Source organism: Enterococcus sp. BSD2780061688st2 D3 (assembly GCF_005844145.1).
In the GTDB taxonomy this organism is placed as follows: domain Bacteria; phylum Bacillota; class Bacilli; order Lactobacillales; family Enterococcaceae; genus Enterococcus_B; species Enterococcus_B durans.
In genome coordinates this window covers 44,695-70,556 of sequence record NZ_SPHN01000015.1, presented here as the reverse complement: position 1 = coordinate 70,556, position 25,862 = coordinate 44,695, and the positions used below count along the sequence as shown (strand labels likewise).

Here is a 25,862-nt window from a genome sequence, read left to right as displayed (position 1 = left end):
CCTCCAATTTTTAAAGTTGAATCTCTTCTTTTGCAATTTTATAAATTTCTTCTTTTGTTCCATTTTTTATTTTTGTCAAAACATCTTCTTGATTCAAAATACCCATTAATTTTTGCAACACATTTAATTGCTTATTTGAATGCCCTAAGGCTAATAAAAATATGATGGAAACATCGATTTTTTCATCATTCATTCCACCCATAACTTCCATTTGAATTGGAGTTTTTAATGTGGCAATGGTTACTTTATTATTTATTACAAATTCTGCATCTGTATGTGGAATTGCTACTCCATAGGGTTGAGTTGGTAACCCGGTTGGAAAAGTATGTTCACGGTCAATAACTTTATTAGGAAAACTTTCTACAACATCTGCATTTTTAATTAACGGTTGAGCCAATAATGGAATCAATTCATTGAAGTCATTGACTTTTAAATCGACAAAAATATTTTCTAATTCTGTTAATGGTGTACTCAAGATTTTTGCACCACACTATTCATATTTAAAATCTTATTATAAACGGTCTCTAACACTGAATCTTCAGCATGCTGTAATACTTTAATTAGATTTGCTTCATTGGGATTAGATTCATACGCCCGCCCTACGCTTCGAATATAACTTTGTCGTAAATCACTCGCAATATTGATTTTAGCAACATTATAATTCACCATTTGTTGAATATGCTCGTCAGGAATACCAGATCCTCCATGAATGACTAATGGTACTGGAGAGACTTCATTTATTTCTTTCAGTAAACTAAAATCAATTTTGGGTTCATCCTCCAAACCATGTACATTTCCTACTGAGATCGCTAGCATATCGCAACCAGTTCGTTCCACAAACTCTTTCACTTGAGTTGGATCCGTTTTACAATCAGCTTCTGATACATGGTCATCTTCTTTTCCTAAAATTGCCCCTAGTTCTGCTTCCACTGGAACACCATATGCTTTTGCAAAATCTACCGCTTTTTTGGTAAAAGCAATATTCTCTTCAAAATCAAAAGCTGCTCCATCGATCATAACCGAAGTAAAACCTGCACGAATTGCTTTTTTTACATCTTCAAATTTTTTCCCGTGGTCTAAATGTAATGCAATAGGTGTATCCATATTCTCGGCATAACGAGAAACCATGTCTACTAGATAATCATATCCAGCTAATGAAATATTTGTAGGTGCAACTTGAATAAATGTGGGAATCCCACTTTTTTCCACAGCTTGTAAAATTCCAACAGTGGTTTCTAAATTTGTTGTATTAAAGGCACCTGCAATTACTTTTCTTTCTTTGATAATGTCCAATAATGTATATCCATTTACTAATGGCATTTAAATTTCCTCCCTTTGTAGAATTGTTCCAAGGTAGTATTTATTAGCCTTTAACCATACATTACCGAATTCGATTGGCGTTCCTCCTTCCAAGTAAACAAGCTGTTCAAGGTGTAATACTGGTGAGTCTGGAGCTACTTCCAATTCTTTTGCTCTTTTTTCCCCAACTACTCTTGCAGCATATCTACTTTCAGAGAAAGCAATTTTTGTACCAGTAATCTGCTCTATTACTTTAAATAAACTTTCTAAATTAAAATCATGCTTTTCAATACCTTTACATAAATTACTATTTAATCGATTTTCGATTAACATTACTTTTTCGCCTTCAACATACCGAATTCGTTTCATATACAGATACTCATCACCAACATTAATACCTAACTTAGAAGCAATTTCCTTCGTTGCTTTATGAAATTCAGAAGCGATGACTTTGGTCTCATAAGACAATTTTTGGCTTTCCAACGATTCAGCAAAAGATAAGAGTCCTTTCCCTAATGGGTAAGAAATATTCCCTTCAGTTACATAAGTACCTTTTCCTTGAATTTGCTGTAAAAGTCCTTCTTCAACCAGCATATTTACCGCTTTCTTCACTGTGCCTCTACTCACTTCTAGATCTGCCATAATTTGATTTTCAGACGGTATTTTTTCCCCCTTTCCCCACTCTTCTGCGTAGATTCCATTGCGTAAATAATCTGCGACTTGAAGATAAATTGGCTTTGAGACTTCACGATTTATAATCATTCAAACACCTCCTTATTTCTTTACATACAAGCATACACAACAGTAGACAACTTTGAACCATCATGTACAACTGTGTACAAGTAGATTGTAAACGGTAACAAGATAAAAGTAAAGACTTTTTTGGCTAATACTATTTTTCGCATAAGCAATAATTCTCCATTGTCAAAAAAGAGACAATAGAAAAATAGGCTCTATACTTTTTGATGTTAATGAACTGTGCCTACATCTTTTTTGTGGGACAAAAATATAGAAAAGAGACACTGGAAAGCTTTAGTTTTGATTATCGCAGCTTCTATGATTTTCGTGCACGGATGTACATCAGGGACTGATCTTTGAAACCTAAAAAATATGCGACACACAGCACACGCCGCATATCGCACTAAGTTTTATCCAAATTTGACTCCACCAACACGATTTGACGAAGAGCCACTTTTTCTATCTCTAAATCATATTGTTTCTAATTTAGAATCAATATATTTTTTAACTTCTTTTAGTTCTCTCTGGTTTAAATCATTGATTAGCAACTTCAACTTACTTACATTATTGTATGTTTTTCCATATTTGCTTTTATAACACCAAATAGCGTGGTCTAAACTAACTAGTTTCACATTCATATGATTAGCTAATTCTGTAAATGCTAATATAGTCTTATTTTTATTAAATTTCTTGCCAATTTGTTCCTCAAAAAAATTAATGATATGTACATCTGGTTTAACAGTATCAACCCCGAGGAGCATTTGAAGATATTGAAAAGTAGCAATGCCAATTCCTTTAACTGAATTAATTGAATCTCCTTGTTCTGCATGAATAGCCCAATCTTTCATCGCTTCTAAATCATTTTTAAATCCATGGGTATTTCTATAATTAATAAATGCCTTACAGGTTTGATAGATAGTGGTTATTCTAATTTCAGCTGAATACTTTATTATTGGAATTAGTCCTTCATATCCTTCTTGTTCATAAATATCTACAATTTGCTGTAAGGTATTTATACTATCAGAATAATTGTCTCTGAAATAATCCAAATTGTTTTTCTTAATAACATTATATCTTCTACATTGAGAAAGTATTGGGTCGATAACTATCAATACTGGATTATCATAGTTAAACTCTTCAGTGGATCCATTATCTTGAATAGTGATTTTGTTATTACTATTAAGATACTCAGTCATTAAATTTAATTCTTCGCATGTTAGTAACATTGAATGTTCTCCTTAGATATACTTATTTCTTAATATATATACCATATTAATATAGCTGATTATTTTTTACTACATTCTTTTTTTAACATAACATGAATATGAATACAAAAAATTTATTATTTAAGTTCATAAAAGTAATTGTTCTAATTGACTTCTCAATGAAGTTTTAACTGTTTAATGTTTAGTTATTTAGATTGTAAAGCGTTGTAAACCTCCCTTTTCATAATCCCAATCTCCACGAACGAAAAACTTTCCACTAGTTCCTTTAGCACGTTTGTTACCTGCAACTTCTCCCCAAGACTATGTTTTAGCCATGTTGTATGTCCTATATAAAATATGAATTTAAAATCCTTACATAATCTACTTCTACATTTACTTTAGATTTCTCCTATTTCATATTAAACCTACCAATAATATCTTTAAGTCGTTTGAAGTGGTGAAAAATTTACCGCTTTACTAATTTCATTCTCAATATTAAACTTCTTAGATAAATTTCGGTTGTTTTAATTGAAGAATGTCCTAATAGTTTCTGAATTCTATAAACATCAGTACCATTCCGAACCAATTTTTGAGCAAAATAATGCCGAAAACTGTGTGGACTTACCCGAATAGATTTTCTAATCTTGCATTGATTCCCAATTTTTATGATTGCTCGTTCAGCTAAGATATAATTGTATTGCTTACCTTCTCTTGTCAAAAATACATAATTCTCTATATTCTCTATTTCATTATATTTAAAAAAGGAATTTGCTACTCGCTTGTATTTTATATATTCTTTGTAAATCAACGGTGAGCAATGAACAATCCTATCTTTCTTCCCTTTCCCATTTTCAACAAATAACTCCTTATTAGTAATGTGAACATCTTTTAAGTTCATTACCTCATTAATCCTAAGTCCTGTGTCTATAAGAATTAGTAAGAGCAGATAATCTCTTTGATTCGTGAATTTTGTTTGATAGCCAGTGTGTTGCTTATCCATTTTCTGAGGTTTGAAAAAAGTTGATTTTTTAGAAACTGACAACATCTCTTTGATTTCCATATCATTAAATGTCTGAATAATTACCTTACGCTCTTTAACCCATTTAACACGCATACAGGGGTTTCTATCGTATCGGATATAGTCTCTTCTACACAATACTTAAAATATACGCTCTGATGCTTCTTAGATGGCTATTCACATATATTTCAGCATATTCCTCTTCTAATTTATGCAACATGAATTGACGAATCTTTTTTGGTTTCTCGTCTTCAAGAAAGTATATCTGCTCTTTTTTCAAAAATTCAAAGAACCGTTTCAAAAACTTGTGATGTTTCTTTATCGTTTCTTGTGAGATTCCTCTGGCTTTTTCGTTGTATAACATTTTTTCTAATAGTTCACCTAACCTGAAATTCTGCATAACAAAAAACTCTTTTATCAACTTTGTCTAAAAGTCAATAAAAGAGTTCAGAAGTTATTTACTCATTAGATATGGTATCCGTATCGAAAATACCTTCATTTCATCTGGTATCCGAAGTCCGAAAAATCGGATCAGACTACATACTAAATGAGTGAGAAACGCTGTTAAACCAATGCTATTCCCCTAGCGAATCCCCAACGCAATCCGCGCATAACGACTCATTTTATCGGTCGTCCAAGCTGGGTACCAGACAAGTTTCACTTCAACTTTGGATACTTCTGGTACTTCTTTCAATGCATCGTGGATAGAATCAGTCAAGATATCAGCTAATGGGCACCCCATCGTTGTCAATGTCATTTTGATGACTGTTTCTCCATTTTCTGGATCAAAATCCACTTCATATATCAAGCCGAGATTGACGATATCGATACCTAACTCTGGATCGATGACCATTTCTAATGCGGCTAAGATTTGTTCTTTGATTGCTTCAACTTCTTGTGCTGACCATTCTCGGTTCGCTTCGCTCATTCTGCACACTCCTTCATGCGATTTTCATTTATCATACTCTTTTTTTAGATGTTTGTAAATGAGAATCAAGAACATCTATTCTCATTTAGCTTGCTTCCTCAACAGTAAAAACTACCGCTAATCTAAAATAAGTACATTACTTATTTTTTTCGTGGAGTATTTTTTATTTCTGGAAAAACACCCGTTGACCGGTACATTTTTTGTTCGGATTCATTCGCAAATCGGCCAAAAACAGAATGGGTCGGCAAAATGTTGATAAAGGCATCATCATCTATTTCATGTACGATTTGATCTAGATCATACATTTCATAACGCGTGATTACCATCATGATCATTTTTCCTTCTTTTTTAGAATATCCACCGACTGATGGCAGCAAAGTCATTCCACGTACCATTTTTTGTGAGATAGCTTCGGTCACCAAATCGGGTCTGACTGTCACGATCATTGCCGTGACCTTTTGATGGCTCGTATGGATAGCATCTATCACTTGTGTCATGGCATAAATCGAAATAATCGTATATAATGCACTTTCCCAATTAAAGAGGAATCCGGCAATCACCACAATGATCCCATTCAGTAGCAACATATAGTTTCCAACTGTTTTACCTGTAGTTTGTGACAGAACCAATGAGATGATGTCCATTCCACCAGTCGTAAATCCCATCTTTAGTGATAAGCCAACTCCCACACCTAGTAAAACGCCGCCTACTAATGCATTCATCAATATGTTATCCGTAACTTGTCCTGTAGGTAATAGTGTAGTCATTACCGAGACTGCTACGACATTGACAAAACTCAGGATCGTTGCCCGTTTCCCAACTTTCAGAAAACCTAAGATAAAAACAGGGATATTCAAAATAAAGATAAAGGCACCTGTATCCACTTGTATGTGGAACCATTCAGATAATAGCGAGGCAATGATCTGGGCGATCCCATTCATCCCTGCAGAAAAGACGTTTGCAGGAATCAAAAAATAATTCAAGGCAATCGCTGCGGTCAGTCCGGTGACTAAAACGACCACTATTTTTTTCAATTTTTCATTTCTTTGATACACAGTCATGATCTTGCTCACAAGCACCTCTTCCTTCCATTGTTATTCCAAGTGTAAGAATAACAGGTTCTCAATTAAATGAAAATACTTCGCACATAAATGAGAAGAATTTTAGTAAAGATTCAAAAAAAATTTCTTGCTATGATACAATAAAAGAAAAAAGTAAAAAGGAGAACGTATATGGCAAAGGATGCAAGTTTCGATATCGTTTCAGAAGTATCGATGGAGGAAGTAAAAAATGCGATCCAACAAACCATCAAAGAATTAACGAATCGTTTTGATTTTAAAGGTTCGACGATTGAAATCAAGCTAGAAAATAATCAACTAGTAGTCGTTGGAGACGATGATTTTAAAATTGAGCAGATCAAGGATGTCCTTTTAGGAAAATTGAACAAACGGAATGTACCAATCAAAAATATCCATTTTTCTGATTCTAAACATGCGCTAGGTGGAAAAGCTCGTCAAACGGCTGAATTGGTGAGTGGCATCGACCGTGAAAATGCGAAAAAAATCACTACAGAAATCAAGAACTCTAAAATGAAAGTCAAAGCACAGATCCAAGAAGATCAAATCCGTGTAACAGGTAAAAACCGTGATGACTTGCAGTCTGTTATTGCTCTGTTGAGAAAGTTAGATTTGCCGATCGAATTACAATTCACGAACTACCGTTGAGTGAGAATCAAGTTAATGACACAACAATGCATGATCTGGATTCCAGAGAAGCCAACACTTCTTCAGGAATCCAGATCATTTTTATATTTAAGCGAATCATTCATTCAAAGCTCTGCGGGGATTCAACCCTTTCTAGTTGTCCAAAATCGGTGGATTTCACTAGATAGTTCATTTATATTATTGACGTTTTTAGCCTGGTGCCAATGGTTCGGGAACAATTGACGGTAATTTCTGGTTGCGAACCGGCGATCAGCTAAGACGACGATTCCTTCATCTGTCGTATCTCGAATGACACGACCTGCTGCTTGTAATACCTTATTCATGCCTGGTAACTGATAGGCATAGGCAAATCCAAGATTGTCTTTTTCATCGTAGTACTCTTTGATCAATTCTTGTTCATGGTTCATTTGTGGTAATCCTACGCCGACGATCATGCTACCAATCAAACGTGTTCCTCTTAGATCGATTCCTTCCGAAAAAATGCCTCCTAGGACACAAAATGCCACTAAGGTCTCTGCAGGATCGATTTTAAAATTGGCTAAAAAATCTTCTCTTTCCGTTTCGTTCATCACTGTCTCTTGGATCAACACACGAACTTCAGGATAACGCTCCTTAAATGTCGCTACTGTTTGATCCAGATATTGATATGATGGGAAAAAGATAAAGTAGTTTCCTGTTTTCCCTGATATGAATTGGTTGATAGTCTCAACCAACCTAGGTGAACTTTCTTCTCTTTTTCGATAAGTCGTTTCGATATAATTAGCAATCAATACCTGTTGATTTTCTTCTGGAAAGGGACTTGGTAAACGATAAGCTAAGCTTTCCTTTCCACCTAACGTTTCTTGATAATAAGACAATGGTGAAAAACTAGCAGAAAAAAGCAGACTACTTCTCCCCTTATCTAACGATTGCTCTAAAAATAAACTAGGATCGATACAAAACTCTTTGATCACAAAATCGTGGTAAGTCTTCTCGACCGTCGTTTCATAATGATCATCATAGAATTCACTGATTTTTAAAAAATGTAGAAGATCGAAGTAGAATGGCAGGATCGTTTCTTGAATCGCATGTTCAGGAAATTCTGCCAACCATTCCTGTATGACTTCGCTCAGCTGATACCCCGCTGTGATCAAGGATTCGGCTGGCGCTTTTTGGTGGTGGTAGTCCCAACCGTCTTCATTGGATAGCTCTTGGATCTTATCAAATTCTTTCAACAATTTATTGATGCGCCGACGAAGCTTTTTAAATTCTTTTGGCACGATCGTATAGACATTCTTCGCACCTCGATAGGATAACTCAGCTGAATACATTTTTCTTGAACGATTGACTAGATTATGTGCTTCATCAATGAGGAAGATATTGTCCTCATTCTTTTCTTCTTCAAAGAACCTTCTTAAATAAACAGTGGGATCGAATAAATAGTTATAATCACCGATAATGACATCACACCATAGGCTAACGTCTAAAGACAATTCGAATGGGCATAATGTATGTTTTTTGGCATACGTTTCAATGACTTCTCTAGTTATCTGATTTTCATGATTCAATAGATCCCATAGTCCTTCATTGATGCGGTCATAATAACCATTTGCATACGGGCATTGATCGGGGTTACAGGTTGTTTCATCTAAAAAGCAGATTTTATCTTTTGCGGTCAACGTCACACTTTTAGCTTCAGCACCCGCATCATTGAATGCGACCATCGCATCTTCTGCGACTTGTCTCGTGATTGTTTTAGCTGTCAAATAAAATACCCGTTCCCCTGATTCCTCACCGATTGCTTTCAACGTAGGAAACAAAGTCGAAACTGTTTTCCCTGTTCCTGTTGGTGCTTCAGCAAATAACTTTTGCTTTGTCTTGATCGTTTTATACGCTGCTACAGCCAGTTCCCTCTGTCCCTTTCGATAGTTATCATGGGGAAATTTCAGAGCCATCAACGAGGCATTTCTAACCGTCCGCCAGTTTTCTCGAAAAATCAGCCATTCTTCATAGTCTGCTATCAGTTTTTTAAAAAACTCGTCTAACTGTTCAATAGTTTGATACTCCGTTTTTCTGGTGATCTGCTCTTCTGTTGTTTGAAAGTACGTCAATTGTAAATTGATTTCTGTTAATTCTTGTTTATGGCAATAAATATACGCATAAACTCGCGCTTGATGAAAAAATAGATCAACTTGTTCCTGTTCTAGATCTTCAAATCGAGGTTCTGAAGTTTTGATTTCATCTATATAATAAAGACCATCTTTTTGAAAAATACCATCTGCGCGACCTTCGATTGTTAATTGAATATCTTCTAACTCTACAGTTGTTTTTAAAAAGACTTCCTTTTCGTAGGTTTCCCCTGCTTCTTTTTGTAATTTCCGATGGATCTTGGCGCCCTCTAATGCGGTATGGTTACTTTTTTTGCGATTATCGATACTTCCGCGTCTCAAGATGAATTCTACTAGATTTCGTACCGAGATTTTTGACTGTTTCACCCATTCCGCCTCCTTTGTGTATAAGATTACCTGAAAAAAGAAAGTTACGCAAAGATACAAAAAAACACCCTGCTGATTAGGCAGGGATATAGGATATAGAATTTGGATTTTTGGATGAGTTAACTGTAACAAGTACATATTAAAAAGCAATGAAAACTTCCTTCCCTTACGTTTAAAATCTATAAATACTTTTCATATAGTCTGATAATTCAGATAATCTTCAAATGAAGGGAGCATTTTTGTTTCCTCTCATCAATTGAGTTATACTAAAACAAAGAACGCATTGGGAGGAACGTCTATGCACATTCAAAGATTAAAAACTGGGATGATCGAGGAAAACTGCTATCTCGTCTATAATGACGAAGCATTGTTGATCATCGACCCAGGAGAAGATGCAACTATGCTCAAAAATCAAATCGAAAAAACACAGCAACAACCAGTCGCTATTTTACTGACACACACCCATTATGATCATATTGGAGCTGTTGAAGAACTTCGCCACTTCTATCAAATTCCAGTCTATGTTAGTCCTTTGGAGCAAGAATGGCTGGGTGATCCAATTTTGAACCTCTCTGGGCTAGGCCGCCACGATGACATCCAAAACATCATCGTCTCTCCTGCTGAATATGAATTTGAGATGAAAACTTATCGTCTGGGAAATATGAGCTTTCGGGTCGTACCGACCCCTGGCCACTCGATCGGTAGTGTCAGCTTCATTTTTGATGATTTCGTTGTATCAGGAGATGCATTATTTAGAGGTAGCATCGGTCGAACTGATTTGTATTCTGGCAATTTAGAACAATTATTACACAGTATCCAAACACAATTATTCATTTTACCTGATGAATTTATCGTTTATCCCGGGCATGGAGAAGCAACAACGATCGAACATGAAAAACGTACGAATCCATTTTTCAACACAACCTACTAATTTAACATTCAAGGAGGAATAAACATGACTAAAACGACCCTTTATATCGTCAGACACGGAAAAACGATGTTCAATACGATCGAACGAGTACAAGGTTGGTGTGATACGCCATTAACGAAACAAGGTCAAGAAGGAATCCACTATCTTGGGAAAGGATTGAAAGACGTTGATTTTTCTCTGGCCTATTCCAGTGACAGCGGACGGGCAATCGAAACTGCTCGAATCATTTTAAGTGAACATGCCAAAGGAAAAGAGATCCCTTACTTTATCGATCAGCGTATTCGTGAATGGTGCTTTGGTTCTTTAGAAGGCGGCTATGATATGGAGATGTGGGGAGTCATTCCTCGTGTCTTGAACTTCAAAACATATGATGATATGTTTACTACAGATGTCACATTTGAACAAATTGCGCATGCGATTTACGATCTCGATACAGCTGGTTGGGCAGAACCTTATGAAACTTTGAAAGCACGTGTTTGGTCTGGTTTCGAAGATATTGCCCATCAATGTGAGAAACAAGGCGGCGGAAACGTGTTAGTCGTTTCTCACGGTTTGACTATTGGTTTTCTACTGAACTTAATCGATGCCAAACAACCAGTACGTGCAGGACTTCTAAATGGTAGTGTCACAAAAGTTACCTATGAAGATGGTACATTTTCTATCGCTGGGATCAATGACGTCCACTATATTGAACAAGGAAAAACGCATACGAAGGAATCATTTCTATAATTCGTTCAGAGCGATTATCTTGTCCTATCAAGAAATTGGAACAGAAATGTTTAACTCCGAGGAGTAAGAAGAAATCTACGGAAAATCCGTTTTGCTTTTTTGTGAATTTCGACTTATTGTTCAAGAGAACTACTTCTGCTCCACCTCTTATCCAATTTTTAGAGCTTGAAGCAAAAGTATTCTTACTTTTGTCCAAGCTCTTTTTCTTTGGAAATTCTCAAATTTTTCTTAACTTTGAGAAACAATTTGGTTTTAGAAACAAAGAACGGTATACTAAATGATGTATTTTTATTTGGGAAGGAAGGAAACTATGTTTTTTGCAAATATCATTAAAGCAGCGATTCTTGGTATTATCGAAGGGATTACTGAATGGCTGCCGATCAGTAGTACTGGTCATTTGATTCTGGCCGATCAGTTTATCAAACTGGATGCTAGCACACAGTTCATGTCGATGTTCAATGTCGTGATCCAATTAGGAGCGATCTTGGCAGTCGTCGTGTTATATTTCCACAAGTTAAATCCCTTTTCACCAAGCAAGACAACAATTGAAAAAAAGGATACATGGACTCTTTGGTTTAAAGTCGTTGTCGCTTGTATCCCTGCTATTATTATTGGTCTTCCATTAGATGATTGGTTAGAAGAACATTTCCATAAATTCTTGCCAGTAGCAATTGTTTTGATTGTTTACGGGATTGCCTTTATCATTGTGGAAAAAAGAAATAAAACGAAAAAACCGCGTTGGACCACCCTTAACGACTTTACTTACCAAGCAGCATTGTTAGTTGGATTATTCCAAGTACTAGCACTAGTGCCTGGCACTTCACGTTCTGGGGCAACGATCCTAGGAGCTATTTTGATTGGCGCTTCAAGATTTGTCGCAACTGAGTTCTCATTCTTCTTAGGTATACCGGTAATGTTCGGTGCAAGTGGTTTGAAGATCGTCAAATATCTTGCTGAGGGAAATTCTTTCAAAACAGAAGAAACGATCGTCCTACTTGTAGGTACTTTAGTCTCATTTATTGTTTCAGTATTAGCTATCAAATTCTTATTGAATTACTTGAAGAAAAATGACTTTACTGCTTTCGGTTGGTACCGAATCATCTTAGGTGTTATTTTGATTGGATACTGGTTCATTGCCATGTAGTAGCCTCTCATGAATAAGCTTTCTCTGCTTTTAGAATCAGGTATTACCTATTCGACTATATCTTTTAAATCGGCTTATCAGAAAATAGTTTTCACTATTTTCGAGATAAGCCGGTTTATTTTTATTCTATTATTTATAATAATTATAATTTAAATCCGATAAATTAACGTAGCATAGCTAATTGATAACCATTATCGTTCTCAATTAACTAATTTTATTATCAATTAGACTCATTATATGTTATATTGATTTTGCAAAGGAGGGAGAACAATGAACAAGATAAAATACAATCCATTTATGTTAGCAATCGCTTGTCTTTTACTAATGGTTACAGGTTGGCTTTCCAATCACTTTATTGCTAGTCTGGCACCATATCTTTACCTAAGTGCCATTATTGTCGGTGGGTTCAAGCAAACACGAGAAGGTCTCTTAGAGCTATGGAATGACCGAACATTGAATGTGGATCTATTGATGGCTCTTGCTGCCATTGGTGCTTGCTTGATCGGTAACTTTTTTGAAGGAGCCATGCTGACATTCATCTTCTGTCTCAGCGGTGCATTAGAAGAATATACTACAAGTAAGAGTCAAAAAGAAATCACTGCTTTGATGAATATCCAACCGCGGATCGCACAACGTTTGACCGATTCGGGTGAGATCCAAGAAACGGGAATCGAAAATTTGTCTATTGGTGATCGCGTATTTGTCGCAAAAGGCGCTACGATCCCTATCGACGGCCTATTAGAAAGCCCACAAGCAATAATCGATGAAGCAACGATCAGCGGTGAATCGATTCCAGTAGAAAAAGTTTTTCAAGATGAAGTTTTAGCGGGTACATTAAATCAAGGCAATCCTCTAACTATCTCTGTCACAAAGAAAAGTGACGATACCGTTTTTGCTAAAATCATCAAACTAGTCGAAGCCGCACAAAATACACCAACTAAAACTGCCTCCTTCATTTCACGTATCGAAAATACGTATGTCAAACTAGTCTTGTTGATTGTCCCTTTGATGATCGCCATTTCTTATTTTATTTTCGGTTGGAGTTTTCAAGAAAGCTTTTATCGTGGTATGGTGTTATTAGTCGTTGCCTCCCCTTGCGCCCTTGTAGCATCAGCCACACCAGCTACCTTAGCCGCTCTGTCTAACTCGGCTAAAAAAGGTGTATTGATAAAAGGCGGCATCTATTTAGAACAGTTAGCTGAGTTAAAAGCAATTGCTTTTGATAAAACTGGTACGTTGACCAAAGGCAAACCAGTTGTCACAGATAGTTACTTTTTTGCAGAAAAAGAGCTTTCTCAACAACTCCTTGTTTCAATGGAGAAAAAGACCACTCACCCATTGGCCCAAGCAATCGTCACTCATTTCGATTTGGAATTGCCACAAGATATACAGCAACTGTCCATTGAAGAAATCACAGGTTTGGGTCTCCAAACCATCTATCAAAACGAACATTGGGCTGTTGGCAAATTAAATAAATCAGCTCTTTCTTCCGAAGATGTAGACAAAATCAAAACAATCCAGCAGTTAGAGGAACAAGGAAAAACAGTGATTGCTCTGACTAAAAACGATCAATTGATGGCGGCGCTCGGTTTACTAGACGTACCAAAAGAAAATGCGAGTGAAGCAATCGCCTACTTCCGTTCACAAAAGATCCATACTAGCATGATAACTGGTGACAATGAAGGTACTGCAAAGGCAATTGCCTCTCAAGTTGGAATCGACTCTTTCTATGCGAATTCTACACCCGCTGAAAAAACAGCCTATATCCAAAATGAAAAAGAAAAATACCAGACAAATGCGATGGTGGGAGATGGAGTGAATGATGCGCCTGCACTTGCTACTGCATCTTTAGGGATCGCCATGGGCCAAGGAACAGATGCAGCGATGGAGATTGCGGATATCGTGTTGGTCCATAACGCCTTAGATAAGTTAGTCTATGCACACCAGTTGTCCTTAAAAATGAAAAAGATCATCAAACAAAACATCATTTTCTCCATTGCGGTGATCTGCTTGTTGATTTTATCTAATTTTTTCCAATTCCTGACACTACCCTTTGGCGTGATTGGACATGAAGGTAGTACGATCTTGGTCATACTGAATGGACTACGCTTATTAAAACCGTTAAAGGAGTCGAAAGAAGCTACCACTCGTTGTGCAAATTGTCCTTTATATAAGGTTCACCTAACTTGATCAGCCTATTATTACCTCCTTCCCTTTTGTCCGATATAAAAAAATGATATGATGGATTGAAGGAAAGTGAGGTTCTTTATTTATGGAAAGTTGGCTTTTTTTAGGACTGATCATGCTCGTCGCATTATTAGCTAAAAACCAAAGTTTGATCATCGCCACAGGCTTTGTTCTGTTACTCAAGTTACTTCCCTCATCAAAGTTAATCTTGACTTGGCTCCAAGGGAAAGGGATCAATATTGGCGTTACGATCATTACGGCTGCAATTTTAGTTCCTATCGCTACTGGGGAGATCAGTTTAAAAGATTTGTTAGATGCATTTAAATCACCGATGGGCTGGGTTGCCATCTTTTGTGGCGGTTTGGTAGCAGTCCTTTCATCAAAAGGAGTTGGACTGATTGCTTCTGATCCGCAGATTACTGTAGCCTTAGTCTTCGGTACGATCTTAGGTGTTGTTTTCTTAAAAGGGATTGCCGCAGGTCCAGTAATTGCTTCTGGGATTGCCTACTGTATCCTGCAATTGTTTGCATTTGGGAAATAGCTATTTTTAAAGTGTTTTGGCTGAGTGATTCCAGCTGTTCGTGCTATAATTATTCTGAGGTGATTACATGTTAGAAAAATTAAGATATTTTTTCGGTACGATTGGCTGGTTTTTGTTAGCTATTTTATTGATTTTAGGATTAGCTTATCTCCTATTCCCCGATTTGATCCAAAATGTATTTAATACCTATTTTTAGCTTGTCAGCTGTTGGGCAGTTATGACGTGTATGCTATTTTTATTCTTTCTATCAAACAGACAAATTGCAAAAAACTACTAGACATGATGAAAATTCTGTCTGGTAGTTTTTTTTATACTTTTTGCTAAATGCGAGAGGCGTTAGAGAACAAATTATTGTTTCTTTTTGCCTCCTTCTTCTTTTTTTTGTTATACTAGACTGCAGAACAACTTTATCTCTTATTATGTAAAAGTTTGTTCCTATGTTTCAGCTATAGAAAGGAAGACGCTCATGGAAACTTTTGAAGGTCTTTTAATTGATACGTATGTTTTACAAGAGCAACCAATGATGTTGACTGGGTTGAATCTTCAGCTTGAAGATCGAGTGATCAATGGTCTTTTGAAGGATCGTTATCTTGCCAAATATATTTTACGCTTGCCATTAAACAAATATGTTTTAGAAGTTAGCGGAAAATGGAATCGCCGGAATCAATTAGTCATCAAAAAAATGATGATCAAAAATATCGATGAATATATTAAAATTATCGGCACTCCAGAATAATACCAATAATGCCAACGGTTACAGGTTATAAAATAACTTTATTATGGTATCGTTCTAATTCCTTTATCAACAAGGTTCGTATCCCTTTTCAAAAAAAGCTTTGCAAACGATTATCCTTGTTATATAATGTTTTGGTACCAAACAGTCCCATTCAAATTTTGTTTAAAAAGATAATCTTATCTCGTTTGGTTGAACGCTATTGTCTCCCACAATAGCGTTTTTTGGTTGTGCAACTCTTTCGTAACAGGCACCAATTTATTAAATCTTTCTTTCTTTTAGTGTTAAGGAAAAAAACTTGTCATGTTGATATTGCAAAGATAGCATGATTTAGGTATAATAATGAATGTTGAATTATGCGGTAACACGCGTAAGAACTTATTTTATCGGAGGTGAAACTAATGCCAAACATTGAATCTGCAATCAAACGTGTTCGTACAAGCGAAAACGCGAATGTAAAAAATTCATCTCAAACAAGCGCTATGCGTACTGCAATCAAAAAATTTGAAGATGCTGTAGCTTCAGGTGCTGACAACGTAGATGCGTTATATAAAGAAGCTGTTAAAGCTGTTGATATGGCTGAATCAAAAGGTCTAATCCATAAAAACAAAGCTAACCGCGACAAATCTCGTTTAAGCAAAAAAATCGCTAAATAAGGAAATCGGCTGCGGCCGGTTTTTTTATTTTATCAAAATAAGCAAGAGGCTGGGACTGAAGTGTTCAACTCCGAGAAATAAGAAGAAATTAATGAAAATTGCTTTTCAAATTTTTGTGAATTTCGGCTTATTTAAGAAGGAGTTGCTTCTGCTCCCACCGTTTATTCATTTTTAGAGGCTGGGACAAAATTGTTTCTTACTTCTGTCCCACGCTCTTTTCTCTCCAATTCCTCAAACCTAAACGACTTTTGTCTCGACCTCTTCGATTGACTCGATTTCCTTCATAAAAACCAAAGCCCGCCTATTTTCTTTTATCGTTTCAATAATTCCCCTGTCCGTAATACAAAAAGTTGAAAGCTTAATTCTTTTTCGATCTTTCCACTTTTGATTTCATAATCCATTTCCACCAATTCATCAAATAACCTTCTCAGGGTTTGTTCATCAAATTTCCGTACCTCTTGCATCGCCAATTTTACTCGATAAGGATGGATCTTCAATGTTTCAGCGATGTTCGCTTGCTGATAACCTATCTTTACTAAGAATTTTGTTTGTAAGAACAAACGTATCTGGGAAAGAAGAATCGCATTGATTTTGATTGTTTCCTCCCCCTGAGTCACTAAGTCTTGAAAAAGTCGCAATGCCTGTTCCGTACGGCCAGATAAGATATATTGCGTCATGTCGAACAAATTGTGTTCTAATGTTTTTGGCACTAATTGTTCAATTTCTTTAACAGTGATTACTTCTTGTTCTTGCCCATAAAGTAAGATTTTTTGTAATTCTCGCATCATCTTCGACAAATCAAGGTCCGTTAGCCGCAAAAATAGATCGATGGCTTGTCGATCCATCTTGATTTCCGAATTCTCTAATGTATTCAATAAATACTGTCGCACTGCTTTTTCATCTAATTGTTTTACATCAATTGTGATTGCTGTTTTCTTTAACTGTTTCGTCACTTTTTTACGTTCATCTAACTTTTCATAAGGGGCAAAGATGACTAATACAGTTGTTTCTAATGGCTCTTTCAGATAATTCACTAATAGTTCCGTATTTTGATCGATGCCATTCGTTCCTTTTTCTCCAGTTAAAAAATAGGGATTTTCAACAAAAACCAACCGTTGATCCCCAAAAAAAGGCAAGGTTTCAGCTTCAGCGATGACCTCATCAATACTTGAATTTTCCATATCGAAACTTAAAAAATTCAGATCATCTTCTCCATCAATCTTTATTTTTTTTAGGATTTCAGTTCTCACTTGATCTTGTAAAAATTTTTCTGTACCTAAGACAAGATAACAAGGAGCAAGCTTTTCTTTTCGGATTTTTTGTAAATCTGCTTGGATACTCATCTCACTCACCACTTTCCAATTTATCCTACCATGTGCGCGAATGAAATGCTAGTCCAGCATTGTTCCTACCCTGCCTTTAGGTGCCCAAAATGGATGCCAGGTAAAGGAAATGCTCCCTTGTGTATCTGTTCTTAAAATCGTTATCTGTAAACGATCCATCTCCTGCAACACTTCAGCATGTGGGTGTCCATATCGATTGTTTTGACCACAAGAAATGATCCCATAGGTTGGATTCAACTGTTCGATAAAGTTACTACTGCTAGACGTCTGACTCCCATGATGGCCTAACTTCACCACATCCGCTCTTAATTCAGGATACCTGCCCCCTATACGCTCTTCTGCCTGTTTATCCAAATCTCCCAGAAAAAGAAAAGAGTGCGTTTTATGTAGCATAGATAATGCAATGGAATCTTCATTCATCCCATCTCCCTTCTTATCAGGCGATACTACGAACAAGTTGAAGTACCCTTCAATAGAGTCCCCTTGTTTGACTTCAGCGATCATCGTTCCAGCCTTTTCTAAATCTGAGAGATGTGTTTTAAGAGGATCAGTCCTTCCTGCTCCCCAACCGATGTACACCTTACTGATTTTAAAATGCTTAATAAGTGTTCCTAATTCACCTATATGATCGATATCATCATGGGTTAAAACCAATTTATCAATCCGACTGATGCCCTTTCCTTTTAAGAATGGAACCAAATTGTATTCTGCAGACGGTCTCACAGTCCGCTTCTGCCAGTCCTCTTTCTCAAATGTAAACATGCCTCCAGTGTCAATCACTATTGTTTCTTGATGATGTGGCGCAGTCAGTACCATCCCATCTCCTTGTCCAACATCGATAAAGGAGATACTAGACTCTAATCGAAAATAACGCATTCCTAATAGGAGAGTTGGTACAATCAATGCCTTTGCAAACAAAGGGAATAGCTTCTCTGACTTCTTTTCATTCAGCCATAAAATATAGACAATAGCGAAAAAAACGAATAGCAACGGTGGACGTCCAGTGATCACATTGGAAAAATCCAATGATCCAAGCAAATGTTCGAACAACTGGATGCCAGTTTCAAGCCAATCAAGACACTCATTCGGAAAAGAATGACCAAAGAGAAAAAGCAGGACAAAAGAAGGAAGAAAAAAAGAAATAAATAAAGGAGAAAAAAGAACCGTGAAGACGCTCCCTAGAATAGGCCATTCATAGAAATGCCAAGCAGTTAGCGGAAAGACTGCTAAAGTAAATAGCAACAGCCTCCTGATTCCTTGATATTTTTGTGTACTGCTAGATAATTGAACAAAGAAAAAACTGATCAGCACACTGAGTTGCCCACCTACTTGAAAAAGTGCAAGTGGTTCAATCAATAAGATGATCCAAAGTGTAAGTGAAAAACAATCTAATGAAGACAGCTGAATATTAAAAAGCTTCAAGACTAGTTTTATTAAAAAGAGACTGCTTGCTCTTAAAACAGAAATCGAGCCTCCCGCTAAAATCGCATATCCCATAGTTAACACTGCTAACGGAAGAAAGCTGACCGATAGTCTAACCCCAACCCTACGAAAAAGATAATACATACACCCCAAAAAATATTGGATATGCAGCCCTGATAGGCTAAAAAGATGTAACAGGCCTGTTTCTCTAAAAAGAGGCTCTGATTCTATAAATCGGTGATCTTTATAACCAAATAAAAGTGCATTCATATAAACACTTGTTTTTGGCTGGAATCTTTCCTCGATACTACGAGTAAATTCTCTCCTTTTTCGTGTTAGAAAATCTTTCCAGGTTGTCTTTTGTCTGACATTTTGGATCGCTGCCACTTTAAAACGCCCACTTATTCGATGACTTTTAAAATATACTGTCTGATCAAAAGCAAATTCGTTGCTCTTCCTTTCAAGGGCTTGATATTCACCAGTTACTTTTAGTTGAAGGGTTTGTTTTGTCATTTGGATAAATGAATCCCGTTCTTGCTGCGTGTCTAGCTGATAGTCTAATTGGATCTTTTGCTGCTTCGCTGTCTTTCCAAAAAAGGTCACTTTATCGCCATTTATTTTGATGGAGTCTGAAATAACTCCAACAATTTCTATTTTCTTTCGAAGATCAATCGCTTCTGTTTCTCTGATCCAACAAGAAACCAATACCAATATACTGCATAACATACAGATGGATGCGACCCACTTTCCTTCTTTCATCAGAAAAAAACAAAAAAAGCCAGCGAAAATCATTCGATAATACCCTTGGTCTACGTAATAAAGTAAACAGATAAAAATCGAAGAAATCGCTGGAAAAATCAACCGATTTTGCAATCGATCGCAATATTCGTTAAACATGTTCCCCTGATAATTCTTTTTGTAATTTTGAAAAATGAGTTGAATCTAAAGACACTTGGTGAACGGATACACCTAGCTGCTTGATCAGATCTTGTGCGTAAGGATCATTTCGATAGTCATGAAGATAATTGATTTTTTTGATCCCCGCTTGTAACAATGCTTTTGTACAAGCCAAGCAAGGAAAATGTGTCACATAGATTTCCGATCCTTCTGTCGGGATACCTAGCTTAGCACATTGCAACAATGCGTTCATCTCTGCGTGGATGGTACGCAAACAATGACCATCTACTACATAACATCCTTCGTCGATACAATGGACATCGCCACTGACAGCTCCATTGTAGCCACCTGCGATGATCCGCTTTTCTCTAACCAATGTCGCACCTACTTCTAATCTAGTACACGTACTTCTCAAAGATAACAGCACTGCTTGAGCCATAAAATACTGATCCCATGGGATACGCTCATTTGTTTGTTTTCCTGATTCATTGTTTGTATGGTCTAGTCTCTCATTATTTTCCATCATCCATTAGCACCTCGCATTTTCAAAGTGAAAGTTATTTACATTTTTAATAAATAGTGATTCTTTGATTCGTATAGCTTACTGATTGCGTTCCCACCTGTTAAAACTATTCAGCCGTACTTACTCACTGAATGAGATCTAGTCTTCACTTAAAACATACGTTAGTTGCGAAACTATTTTTAGTTTCTTGAACATTTTTTAGAGTCATGGGAATCTATTAATCACTATAGGTAAATCATCTACTGAAACTTTACCACATTCCCTCGATTTTTGGTATATGTGCTGCTAAATATATACTTAGACAACTGCAAATCATATGATCCATTCTAATGAAATAAAAGTATGTAAAACTGTGGACCGTAAGTGTTTGAATAGTTCATTCACCAGTGACTGTGACCCAATTTCTAATCTGTTCGACTGTCTTTGCACCTATTCCTGTTATTTCTTGTAATTCTTCTATTTTTTGAAATGAACCTTTTTCTTCCCTATAGCGAATGATCTCTTGCGCTTTTACGTTGCCGATCCCCGGTATCTGCTGTAATTGTGCCAAGTCTGCTGTATTGAGATTTATCTTTTCTTCCTGACCGTCTTTTTCAGTCTCTTCTACTGGATGAGACTGTTGGCCCTTAGCTGCTTCAGGTATCTCTTCTCCAATTACGGGTACATAAATCAATTGTTGGTCTATCAACTTTGCTGCTAGATTGATTTGATTCCCATCTGCTGTATCCGTTAATCCCCCGGCTTTTTCTATTACATCATGGACTCTTTCTTCCAAAGAAAAGGAATAGATGCCTGGCCTGTTCACCGCCCCTTTTACATCTACATAATTGATCACCGGAATAGTTTCTTTACTTGTTTCTTTGTAAGTTTTCTTCTCCTCCCGCATATTTTCTTCTGTAACTATAGAACTATTAGAACTGTTAGAACTGTTAGAACTATTTAAGGAAAGGTTCAATGGCACATGTCCATCATCCTTTTGACTAATGATCCTCCCCACTAATAGCCCTGTTCCAAGAAATAAAAGAGCTATGCTCAATAAAACACTGATAATAAGCTTAGGCGAATCAATGATATGTTGGTAGATTTTTTTCATTCATTCAATTCCTTTCACTGAATATAGCGAATGCCTCTGTCTTCTTAGTGATAAGTGCTACTTTGCTCTTCACAATCAAATACGTAAAAAAGTTGGATTTATCATTCAAACGATCATTCTTTCATAAAAAATAATGTGGGACAACTCTACACTTCTGTCACAGCCTCTCTCAAATAAACGGCCTTCAAAAGTCAGTTTTTCGGAAATTTCAAAAAAAAAAACGAGCGTGGGACAAAACTAAAAATCAGTTTTGCCACAGACTCTAACTCCGAATAAACGGTGGGAGCAGAAGTAACTCCTTCGGAAATAATCCGAAATTCACAAAAATTTGAAAAGCAATTTTCGTTCATTTCTTCTTATTTCTCGGAGTTAAACACTTCTGTCCCAACCTCGTTTTTCTCTCCAATTTCTCAAACCTAAACGACTATTGTCTCGACCTCACTCTATGAATAAAGGCAGACTATTTCATGTTTTCTAAATAGTCCAACGCATCTTGTACTGTTTTTACAGGAACGATTTTCATTGATGAATTGAGTTCTTTCGCTGCTTTTTTTGCTTCCTCATAATTTGATTGTAACTCTGGGTATTCTTTTTTCATTTCCTTAGAAATCTCATCATCTGGTGCAAAGAATACTTCGACACCTGCTTGATCTGCACTAGCCACTTTTTTGTCGATTCCACCGATTCGGCCAACTTCCCCTGCACTATTGATCGTGCCGGTCCCAGCGATTTCTTTGCCTTGACGAAGATTTTTTCCTGTCAATTGTTCATAGATCTCAAGTGTAAACATCAAACCGGCAGATGGTCCGCCAATCGATCCTGAATCAATCGTTACTTGTGTATCAGATTTGATGGCTGTATGATCTGTCAAAGTGATTCCGATACCTGCTTTTTTATCAGTTGGAAGTTTGATCAGTTTCCCTGAAGTTTCCTTTTCTGTTCCATTATGCAGATAGGTGATGCTGACAGTGTCCCCTACTTTTTGACTCTTCACATACTCCATAAATGCTTCTGCACTCTTAAAGCTTTGTCCATCAACTTTTGTCACTGTATCTCCTACAGATAATTTACCGTAGAAATTAGAGTTTTTCTCTACACTCATGACGTAGACACCTTTAAACTCCATCTCATAAGGGAGCTTTGCTAACTTCAATGCTTGCTCGATTGCTGCATTTTGAGAGGATTCCATGTAATAACGCTGCATCTGATTGTATTCTTCATTCGTCGCACCACCAGTCAACTCTTCTTCACTGATCAAGTCTTCAAATTTAGATAATTTTGCTTTTACTGCAAGAAAACCTGTTGCTTTGCGAATGCCGACAGAAGTCAAAGAGAATGAACCAGATGCTTTATCCTGTTGATCATTCACTGTGATCAGTTCCTTTAAGTTGATCGTTGCTCCTGGTGACTCTACATAGTAAGGCAGGGGAACGACTACGAAGCCAACGATAAAGATTCCCAGAAAAATAACGAGAATCGTTTTTAACCACTTTTTAAAGTTCATTAGATTCACGCTTTCTAGCTAATGCTTCGTTGATTGCATCTGGTAAATATTCTGTTACATCGCCGCCAAAATAAAGAACCTCTTTCAATAAACTAGAACTGATATGACTATATTTTGGTTCAGCTAATAAAAGGACTGTTTCAAGTTCGTTAGACAAATGATGATTCATCTGGGCGATATCTCTTTCATATTCAAAATCTTTGATATTGCGAACTCCTCGGATCAACACAGTTGCACCCAATTCTTTAGCTGTCTCTACCGTCAATTGACTTTCCTGATGAACGACTTTGACATTCGGAATATGTAGGACTGACTGTTTGATCAATGCCACTCGTTCCTCAGCAGGAAATAGGCTTTTCTTTGAGGTATTCACAAACACACCAATCACTACTTCATCAAATAGTTTCGCTGCTCGTTCAATCGTATTCAAATGTCCATTTGTCAATGGATCAAAGCTTCCTGGAAATAGCGCTCTTTTCATCTATCGTCCTCTTTTCGGTATATTGTCACAGAAGTGATTCCGTAAGTTTGTTTTCTGATTTGCTCAAAACAAGTGATTTTTTCTGGCAATTCCACTGCTTTGTCTGTTTCACAGACAATGACAGCTTCCTCTTTGAAAAGATTAAGTGCCGACATTTTTTCGATTTGTTCGATGATCTGTTGTTTAGCATAAGGTGGGTCAAGAAAAAGATAGTCAAACTTTTTCCCAAGTTGCGCTAATTTTTCGATTGCTTTGTCTGCATCAAGTTTCAGCGTAGTAAATTTTTCTGGCTCTTTTGTTATTGCAATATTTTCTTTGATGATTTTCAACGCTTGGTAGTTTTTATCTACACAAACAGCATGCGAGCAACCTCGAGATACTGCTTCGATGGCTAAACCACCACTTCCGGAAAACAAGTCTAATACTTCTTCTCCATCGAAATAAGGGCCAATCATATTGAATATTGATTCTTTTACTTTATCTGTTGTCGGACGTGTGTTAGGCCCAGACAGGCTCTTCAAGCGCCGTCCTCCATACTCTCCTGAAATGACTCGCATTTACTCACTCCTCTTAAAAATTGTACTGCTACTAGTATACCAAAAAAAGCGAAAAAAAAACTTGGATTCCCATTAAATTAGTGGAAACAACCAACATGGTACCCAATCTCCCCTCTAGCACTGATACAAATGTAGATCCTCATAGAACAAGAGTTCCATCCTCTTTTTCTTTCATCCAATAGTACCGTAAAATGTACAAGCAACTGTGCCAAATTACACGATGCTTAGTGGGTGATTCACTTCCTTTGTGTTTTTGAAACACTCATCCATCTTCTGGAACGGGTGTAGATCTAATAATCAAGAACAACATTTTAAAGTGAATAGTTCTAAAGCAATAAACCATTGTCTAAAATGGTTTCCTCTATCGGTGAGCCTTCGATACATTTTTAACAATCTATCCGTAAATCCAGTTACTTACCCTTATATTGTCTTGACTTTTCCATTAAAATAACTAAACTATATTTAAGTCTTAGAACTAGTTACCATTCTATCAAGGTTGGTGAGCTGATTTACTTCCAGCAAATAAAGAATTATATCATAACTATTGGCTAATTGGTTTTCTGGCATTAAGTAGATGCGTCGATAATTCCAATGAGACAAAAGCTATGGATAGAATCTAAACTGGTACTAAATTTAAAATGAAGGTTTCCAGTAATCATTTAATGTTTTAGAAAGTGGAAGAAACTACGTAAGAGTCAAACAGCAGTTTTTCATTACTTTTCGACTCTCGCTCTAGACTTCGTCGATTTAGAAATACCTTCAAAATGAAAGGAGCGAAAGTCTCTGACAATATTACATCAATCAAAAAAAGAACTTCTACAATCATCTTTGGCGCTCAAATCTACATCTCATAATTCTGAACATACCGCTATGATTGATACAATACCGACATAAGAAATTTAAAACATAAGTCTTAAGCTTTACAAAACAAGATTATTTTAAAGAAAAATCTAAACATCAAGCGAGGTATCTCTATGGAAATTGACAGTTATCTAAACCCGAACATCCACTTAATTATTTTTTGTGTACTTTTATTTCTAAACTTTTTTCTTGCGATTCTTCGAGGAAGAAGAAACAAAACCAGAATAGATGAACAAAATGCTTTATTAAAAGAGAGATATCCCGATTTATCTGATAAGGATTTGAAATACAGACAAGAGTGTATTAGAGCCTACTTTAAAATTTATTTTACCGGTTATTCTAATTTTAAACTCGTAATTTTTTTAACACTCTTGCTATTTATTACAGTTGGAGTAGGGATAGGATTAATCATTTCCGATAATTTTATTGGCGAGTATATCAGTTTAGGATTACTCTTCATCTACATCTCAGTGATCGCTTTGTCTACACCAAAGCCTGATAAAGAACATGCTTTCTGGATGGATTATTTGGAAACCCATCCTGATAACCCATTGATGGTTATTTTACGTCCTCTTGAAACAATGAATAAAGTGGTTCGATCAGTCAGACTATTAGGTATTTTAAATCTTATTTGTGGCCTCTACGCGTTTTTTATAGCCTATTTGATTTCTTATCTATATTTTTAGAGTTGCAGATTCTCAATCCTTTTCTCAAAAAATGATAGAGATAAGATAGACACTCCTTTTGATCAATGAATGGTTACAGCTATTCATTTAGTCAAAAGGAGTTTTTTAGTTTCGCAAAACTTACAATAACGCTTTTTTGGGTTTGTTACGGCACAAGCTTCGTGTTCTTTCTCTAAAAAAGATCTATA

25 protein-coding genes and 1 pseudogene are annotated in these 25,862 nt (G+C 36.4%); 10 read left to right on the top strand and 16 right to left on the bottom strand.

The features are described 5' to 3' along the window. Nucleotides 1-10: 10 nt before the first annotated feature. From FGQ66_RS11775 to FGQ66_RS11745, 8 genes and pseudogenes are all read right to left on the bottom strand, one after another. On the bottom strand, nt 11-475 hold the full coding sequence (locus tag FGQ66_RS11775) for a PTS sugar transporter subunit IIA (protein WP_138302489.1): 465 nt from the start codon (nt 473-475) through the stop codon (nt 11-13). Continuing rightward, nucleotides 472-1,320 (bottom strand): class II aldolase, encoded by an 849-nt coding sequence (locus FGQ66_RS11770; RefSeq protein WP_081133465.1) that lies wholly within the window; start codon nt 1,318-1,320, stop codon nt 472-474. Before FGQ66_RS11770 ends, FGQ66_RS11775 begins: the two co-directional genes overlap by 4 nt. Beyond that, on the bottom strand, nt 1,321-2,061 hold the full coding sequence (locus FGQ66_RS11765; protein WP_081133464.1) for a GntR family transcriptional regulator: 741 nt from the start codon (nt 2,059-2,061) through the stop codon (nt 1,321-1,323). A 20-nt stretch (nt 2,062-2,081) separates the two neighbouring features. Next, nucleotides 2,082-2,204 (bottom strand): hypothetical protein, encoded by a 123-nt coding sequence (locus FGQ66_RS15590; protein WP_258547460.1) that lies wholly within the window; start codon nt 2,202-2,204, stop codon nt 2,082-2,084. Between the two features lie 303 nt (nt 2,205-2,507). Beyond that, nucleotides 2,508-3,263 (bottom strand): DUF8548 family protein, encoded by a 756-nt coding sequence (locus FGQ66_RS15240; protein WP_171024609.1) that lies wholly within the window; start codon nt 3,261-3,263, stop codon nt 2,508-2,510. A gap of 419 nt (nt 3,264-3,682) precedes the next feature. Beyond that, a pseudogene (locus FGQ66_RS15720) lies at nt 3,683-4,660 on the bottom strand (tyrosine-type recombinase/integrase). Nucleotides 4,661-4,843: 183 nt separating this feature from the next. Further along, nucleotides 4,844-5,188 carry a metal-sulfur cluster assembly factor gene (locus FGQ66_RS11750; RefSeq protein ID WP_005875052.1) on the bottom strand — a complete coding sequence of 115 codons (345 nt, stop codon included), beginning with the start codon at nt 5,186-5,188 and terminating at the stop codon, nt 4,844-4,846. Between the two features lie 140 nt (nt 5,189-5,328). Further along, a complete protein-coding gene (locus tag FGQ66_RS11745; RefSeq protein WP_138302498.1) occupies nt 5,329-6,249 on the bottom strand; it encodes a YitT family protein in 921 nt (306 codons plus the stop codon). Nucleotides 6,250-6,420: 171 nt separating this feature from the next. Between FGQ66_RS11745 and FGQ66_RS11740 the strand changes: the two genes are divergently transcribed. Next, a complete protein-coding gene (locus tag FGQ66_RS11740) occupies nt 6,421-6,912 on the top strand; it encodes a YajQ family cyclic di-GMP-binding protein (RefSeq protein ID WP_113845489.1) in 492 nt (163 codons plus the stop codon). Between the two features lie 122 nt (nt 6,913-7,034). Here FGQ66_RS11740 and FGQ66_RS11735 read toward each other — a convergent pair whose 3' ends face one another. Continuing rightward, entirely contained in the window at nt 7,035-9,386 is a 2,352-nt protein-coding gene (locus FGQ66_RS11735; RefSeq protein ID WP_138302487.1) for a helicase C-terminal domain-containing protein, read from the bottom strand. Between the two features lie 298 nt (nt 9,387-9,684). Here FGQ66_RS11735 and FGQ66_RS11730 point away from each other — a divergent pair, with 298 nt between their 5' ends. The 8 genes from FGQ66_RS11730 to rpsT all read left to right on the top strand — a co-directional run bounded on the left by FGQ66_RS11730 (nt 9,685) and on the right by rpsT (nt 16,307). Then, nucleotides 9,685-10,317, top strand: coding sequence for an MBL fold metallo-hydrolase (locus tag FGQ66_RS11730; RefSeq protein WP_005875048.1), 633 nt, complete (start codon nt 9,685-9,687; stop codon nt 10,315-10,317). 24 nt (nt 10,318-10,341) lie between these two features. Continuing rightward, entirely contained in the window at nt 10,342-11,046 is a 705-nt protein-coding gene (locus tag FGQ66_RS11725; protein ID WP_081133460.1) for a histidine phosphatase family protein, read from the top strand. A 310-nt stretch (nt 11,047-11,356) separates the two neighbouring features. Then, complete coding sequence (locus FGQ66_RS11715; protein ID WP_005878677.1) at nt 11,357-12,190, top strand: undecaprenyl-diphosphate phosphatase; 834 nt, start codon at nt 11,357-11,359, stop codon at nt 12,188-12,190. A gap of 270 nt (nt 12,191-12,460) precedes the next feature. After that, on the top strand, nt 12,461-14,380 hold the full coding sequence (locus FGQ66_RS11710; protein WP_138302486.1) for a heavy metal translocating P-type ATPase: 1,920 nt from the start codon (nt 12,461-12,463) through the stop codon (nt 14,378-14,380). Between the two features lie 82 nt (nt 14,381-14,462). Continuing rightward, nucleotides 14,463-14,918: a DUF441 domain-containing protein gene (locus FGQ66_RS11705; protein WP_005878680.1), complete on the top strand. Its 456-nt coding sequence runs from the start codon at nt 14,463-14,465 to the stop codon at nt 14,916-14,918. Nucleotides 14,919-14,985: 67 nt separating this feature from the next. Continuing rightward, on the top strand, nt 14,986-15,114 hold the full coding sequence (locus FGQ66_RS15585) for a hypothetical protein (protein WP_005878682.1): 129 nt from the start codon (nt 14,986-14,988) through the stop codon (nt 15,112-15,114). A gap of 270 nt (nt 15,115-15,384) precedes the next feature. Then, nucleotides 15,385-15,654, top strand: coding sequence for a hypothetical protein (locus FGQ66_RS11700; protein ID WP_005878685.1), 270 nt, complete (start codon nt 15,385-15,387; stop codon nt 15,652-15,654). Between the two features lie 398 nt (nt 15,655-16,052). Continuing rightward, nucleotides 16,053-16,307: a 30S ribosomal protein S20 gene (gene rpsT / locus FGQ66_RS11695; RefSeq protein ID WP_005878687.1), complete on the top strand. Its 255-nt coding sequence runs from the start codon at nt 16,053-16,055 to the stop codon at nt 16,305-16,307. 311 nt (nt 16,308-16,618) lie between these two features. Here rpsT and holA read toward each other — a convergent pair whose 3' ends face one another. The 7 genes from holA to rsmD form a co-directional block, all read right to left on the bottom strand. Further along, nucleotides 16,619-17,662, bottom strand: coding sequence for a DNA polymerase III subunit delta (holA, locus tag FGQ66_RS11690; RefSeq protein WP_138302485.1), 1,044 nt, complete (start codon nt 17,660-17,662; stop codon nt 16,619-16,621). A 36-nt stretch (nt 17,663-17,698) separates the two neighbouring features. Continuing rightward, complete coding sequence (locus FGQ66_RS11685) at nt 17,699-19,969, bottom strand: DNA internalization-related competence protein ComEC/Rec2 (protein WP_138302484.1); 2,271 nt, start codon at nt 19,967-19,969, stop codon at nt 17,699-17,701. After that, complete coding sequence (locus tag FGQ66_RS11680; protein WP_005878694.1) at nt 19,962-20,495, bottom strand: ComE operon protein 2; 534 nt, start codon at nt 20,493-20,495, stop codon at nt 19,962-19,964. The genes FGQ66_RS11685 and FGQ66_RS11680 overlap by 8 nt, the downstream gene beginning before the upstream one ends. 373 nt (nt 20,496-20,868) lie before the next feature. Further along, entirely contained in the window at nt 20,869-21,585 is a 717-nt protein-coding gene (locus tag FGQ66_RS11675; protein WP_138302483.1) for a helix-hairpin-helix domain-containing protein, read from the bottom strand. A gap of 460 nt (nt 21,586-22,045) precedes the next feature. Continuing rightward, on the bottom strand, nt 22,046-23,089 hold the full coding sequence (locus FGQ66_RS11670) for a SepM family pheromone-processing serine protease (protein ID WP_081133457.1): 1,044 nt from the start codon (nt 23,087-23,089) through the stop codon (nt 22,046-22,048). Further along, nucleotides 23,079-23,570, bottom strand: a complete 492-nt coding sequence (gene coaD / locus FGQ66_RS11665) for a pantetheine-phosphate adenylyltransferase (protein ID WP_005878700.1) — start codon at nt 23,568-23,570, stop codon at nt 23,079-23,081. Before coaD ends, FGQ66_RS11670 begins: the two co-directional genes overlap by 11 nt. Then, nucleotides 23,567-24,127, bottom strand: a complete 561-nt coding sequence (gene rsmD / locus FGQ66_RS11660) for a 16S rRNA (guanine(966)-N(2))-methyltransferase RsmD (protein ID WP_138302482.1) — start codon at nt 24,125-24,127, stop codon at nt 23,567-23,569. The genes coaD and rsmD overlap by 4 nt, the downstream gene beginning before the upstream one ends. Before the next feature lie 974 nt (nt 24,128-25,101). On the opposite strand from rsmD, the gene FGQ66_RS15445 reads away from it, so the two are divergent. Beyond that, entirely contained in the window at nt 25,102-25,674 is a 573-nt protein-coding gene (locus FGQ66_RS15445; protein ID WP_005878704.1) for a hypothetical protein, read from the top strand. Nucleotides 25,675-25,862 lie beyond the last annotated feature (188 nt).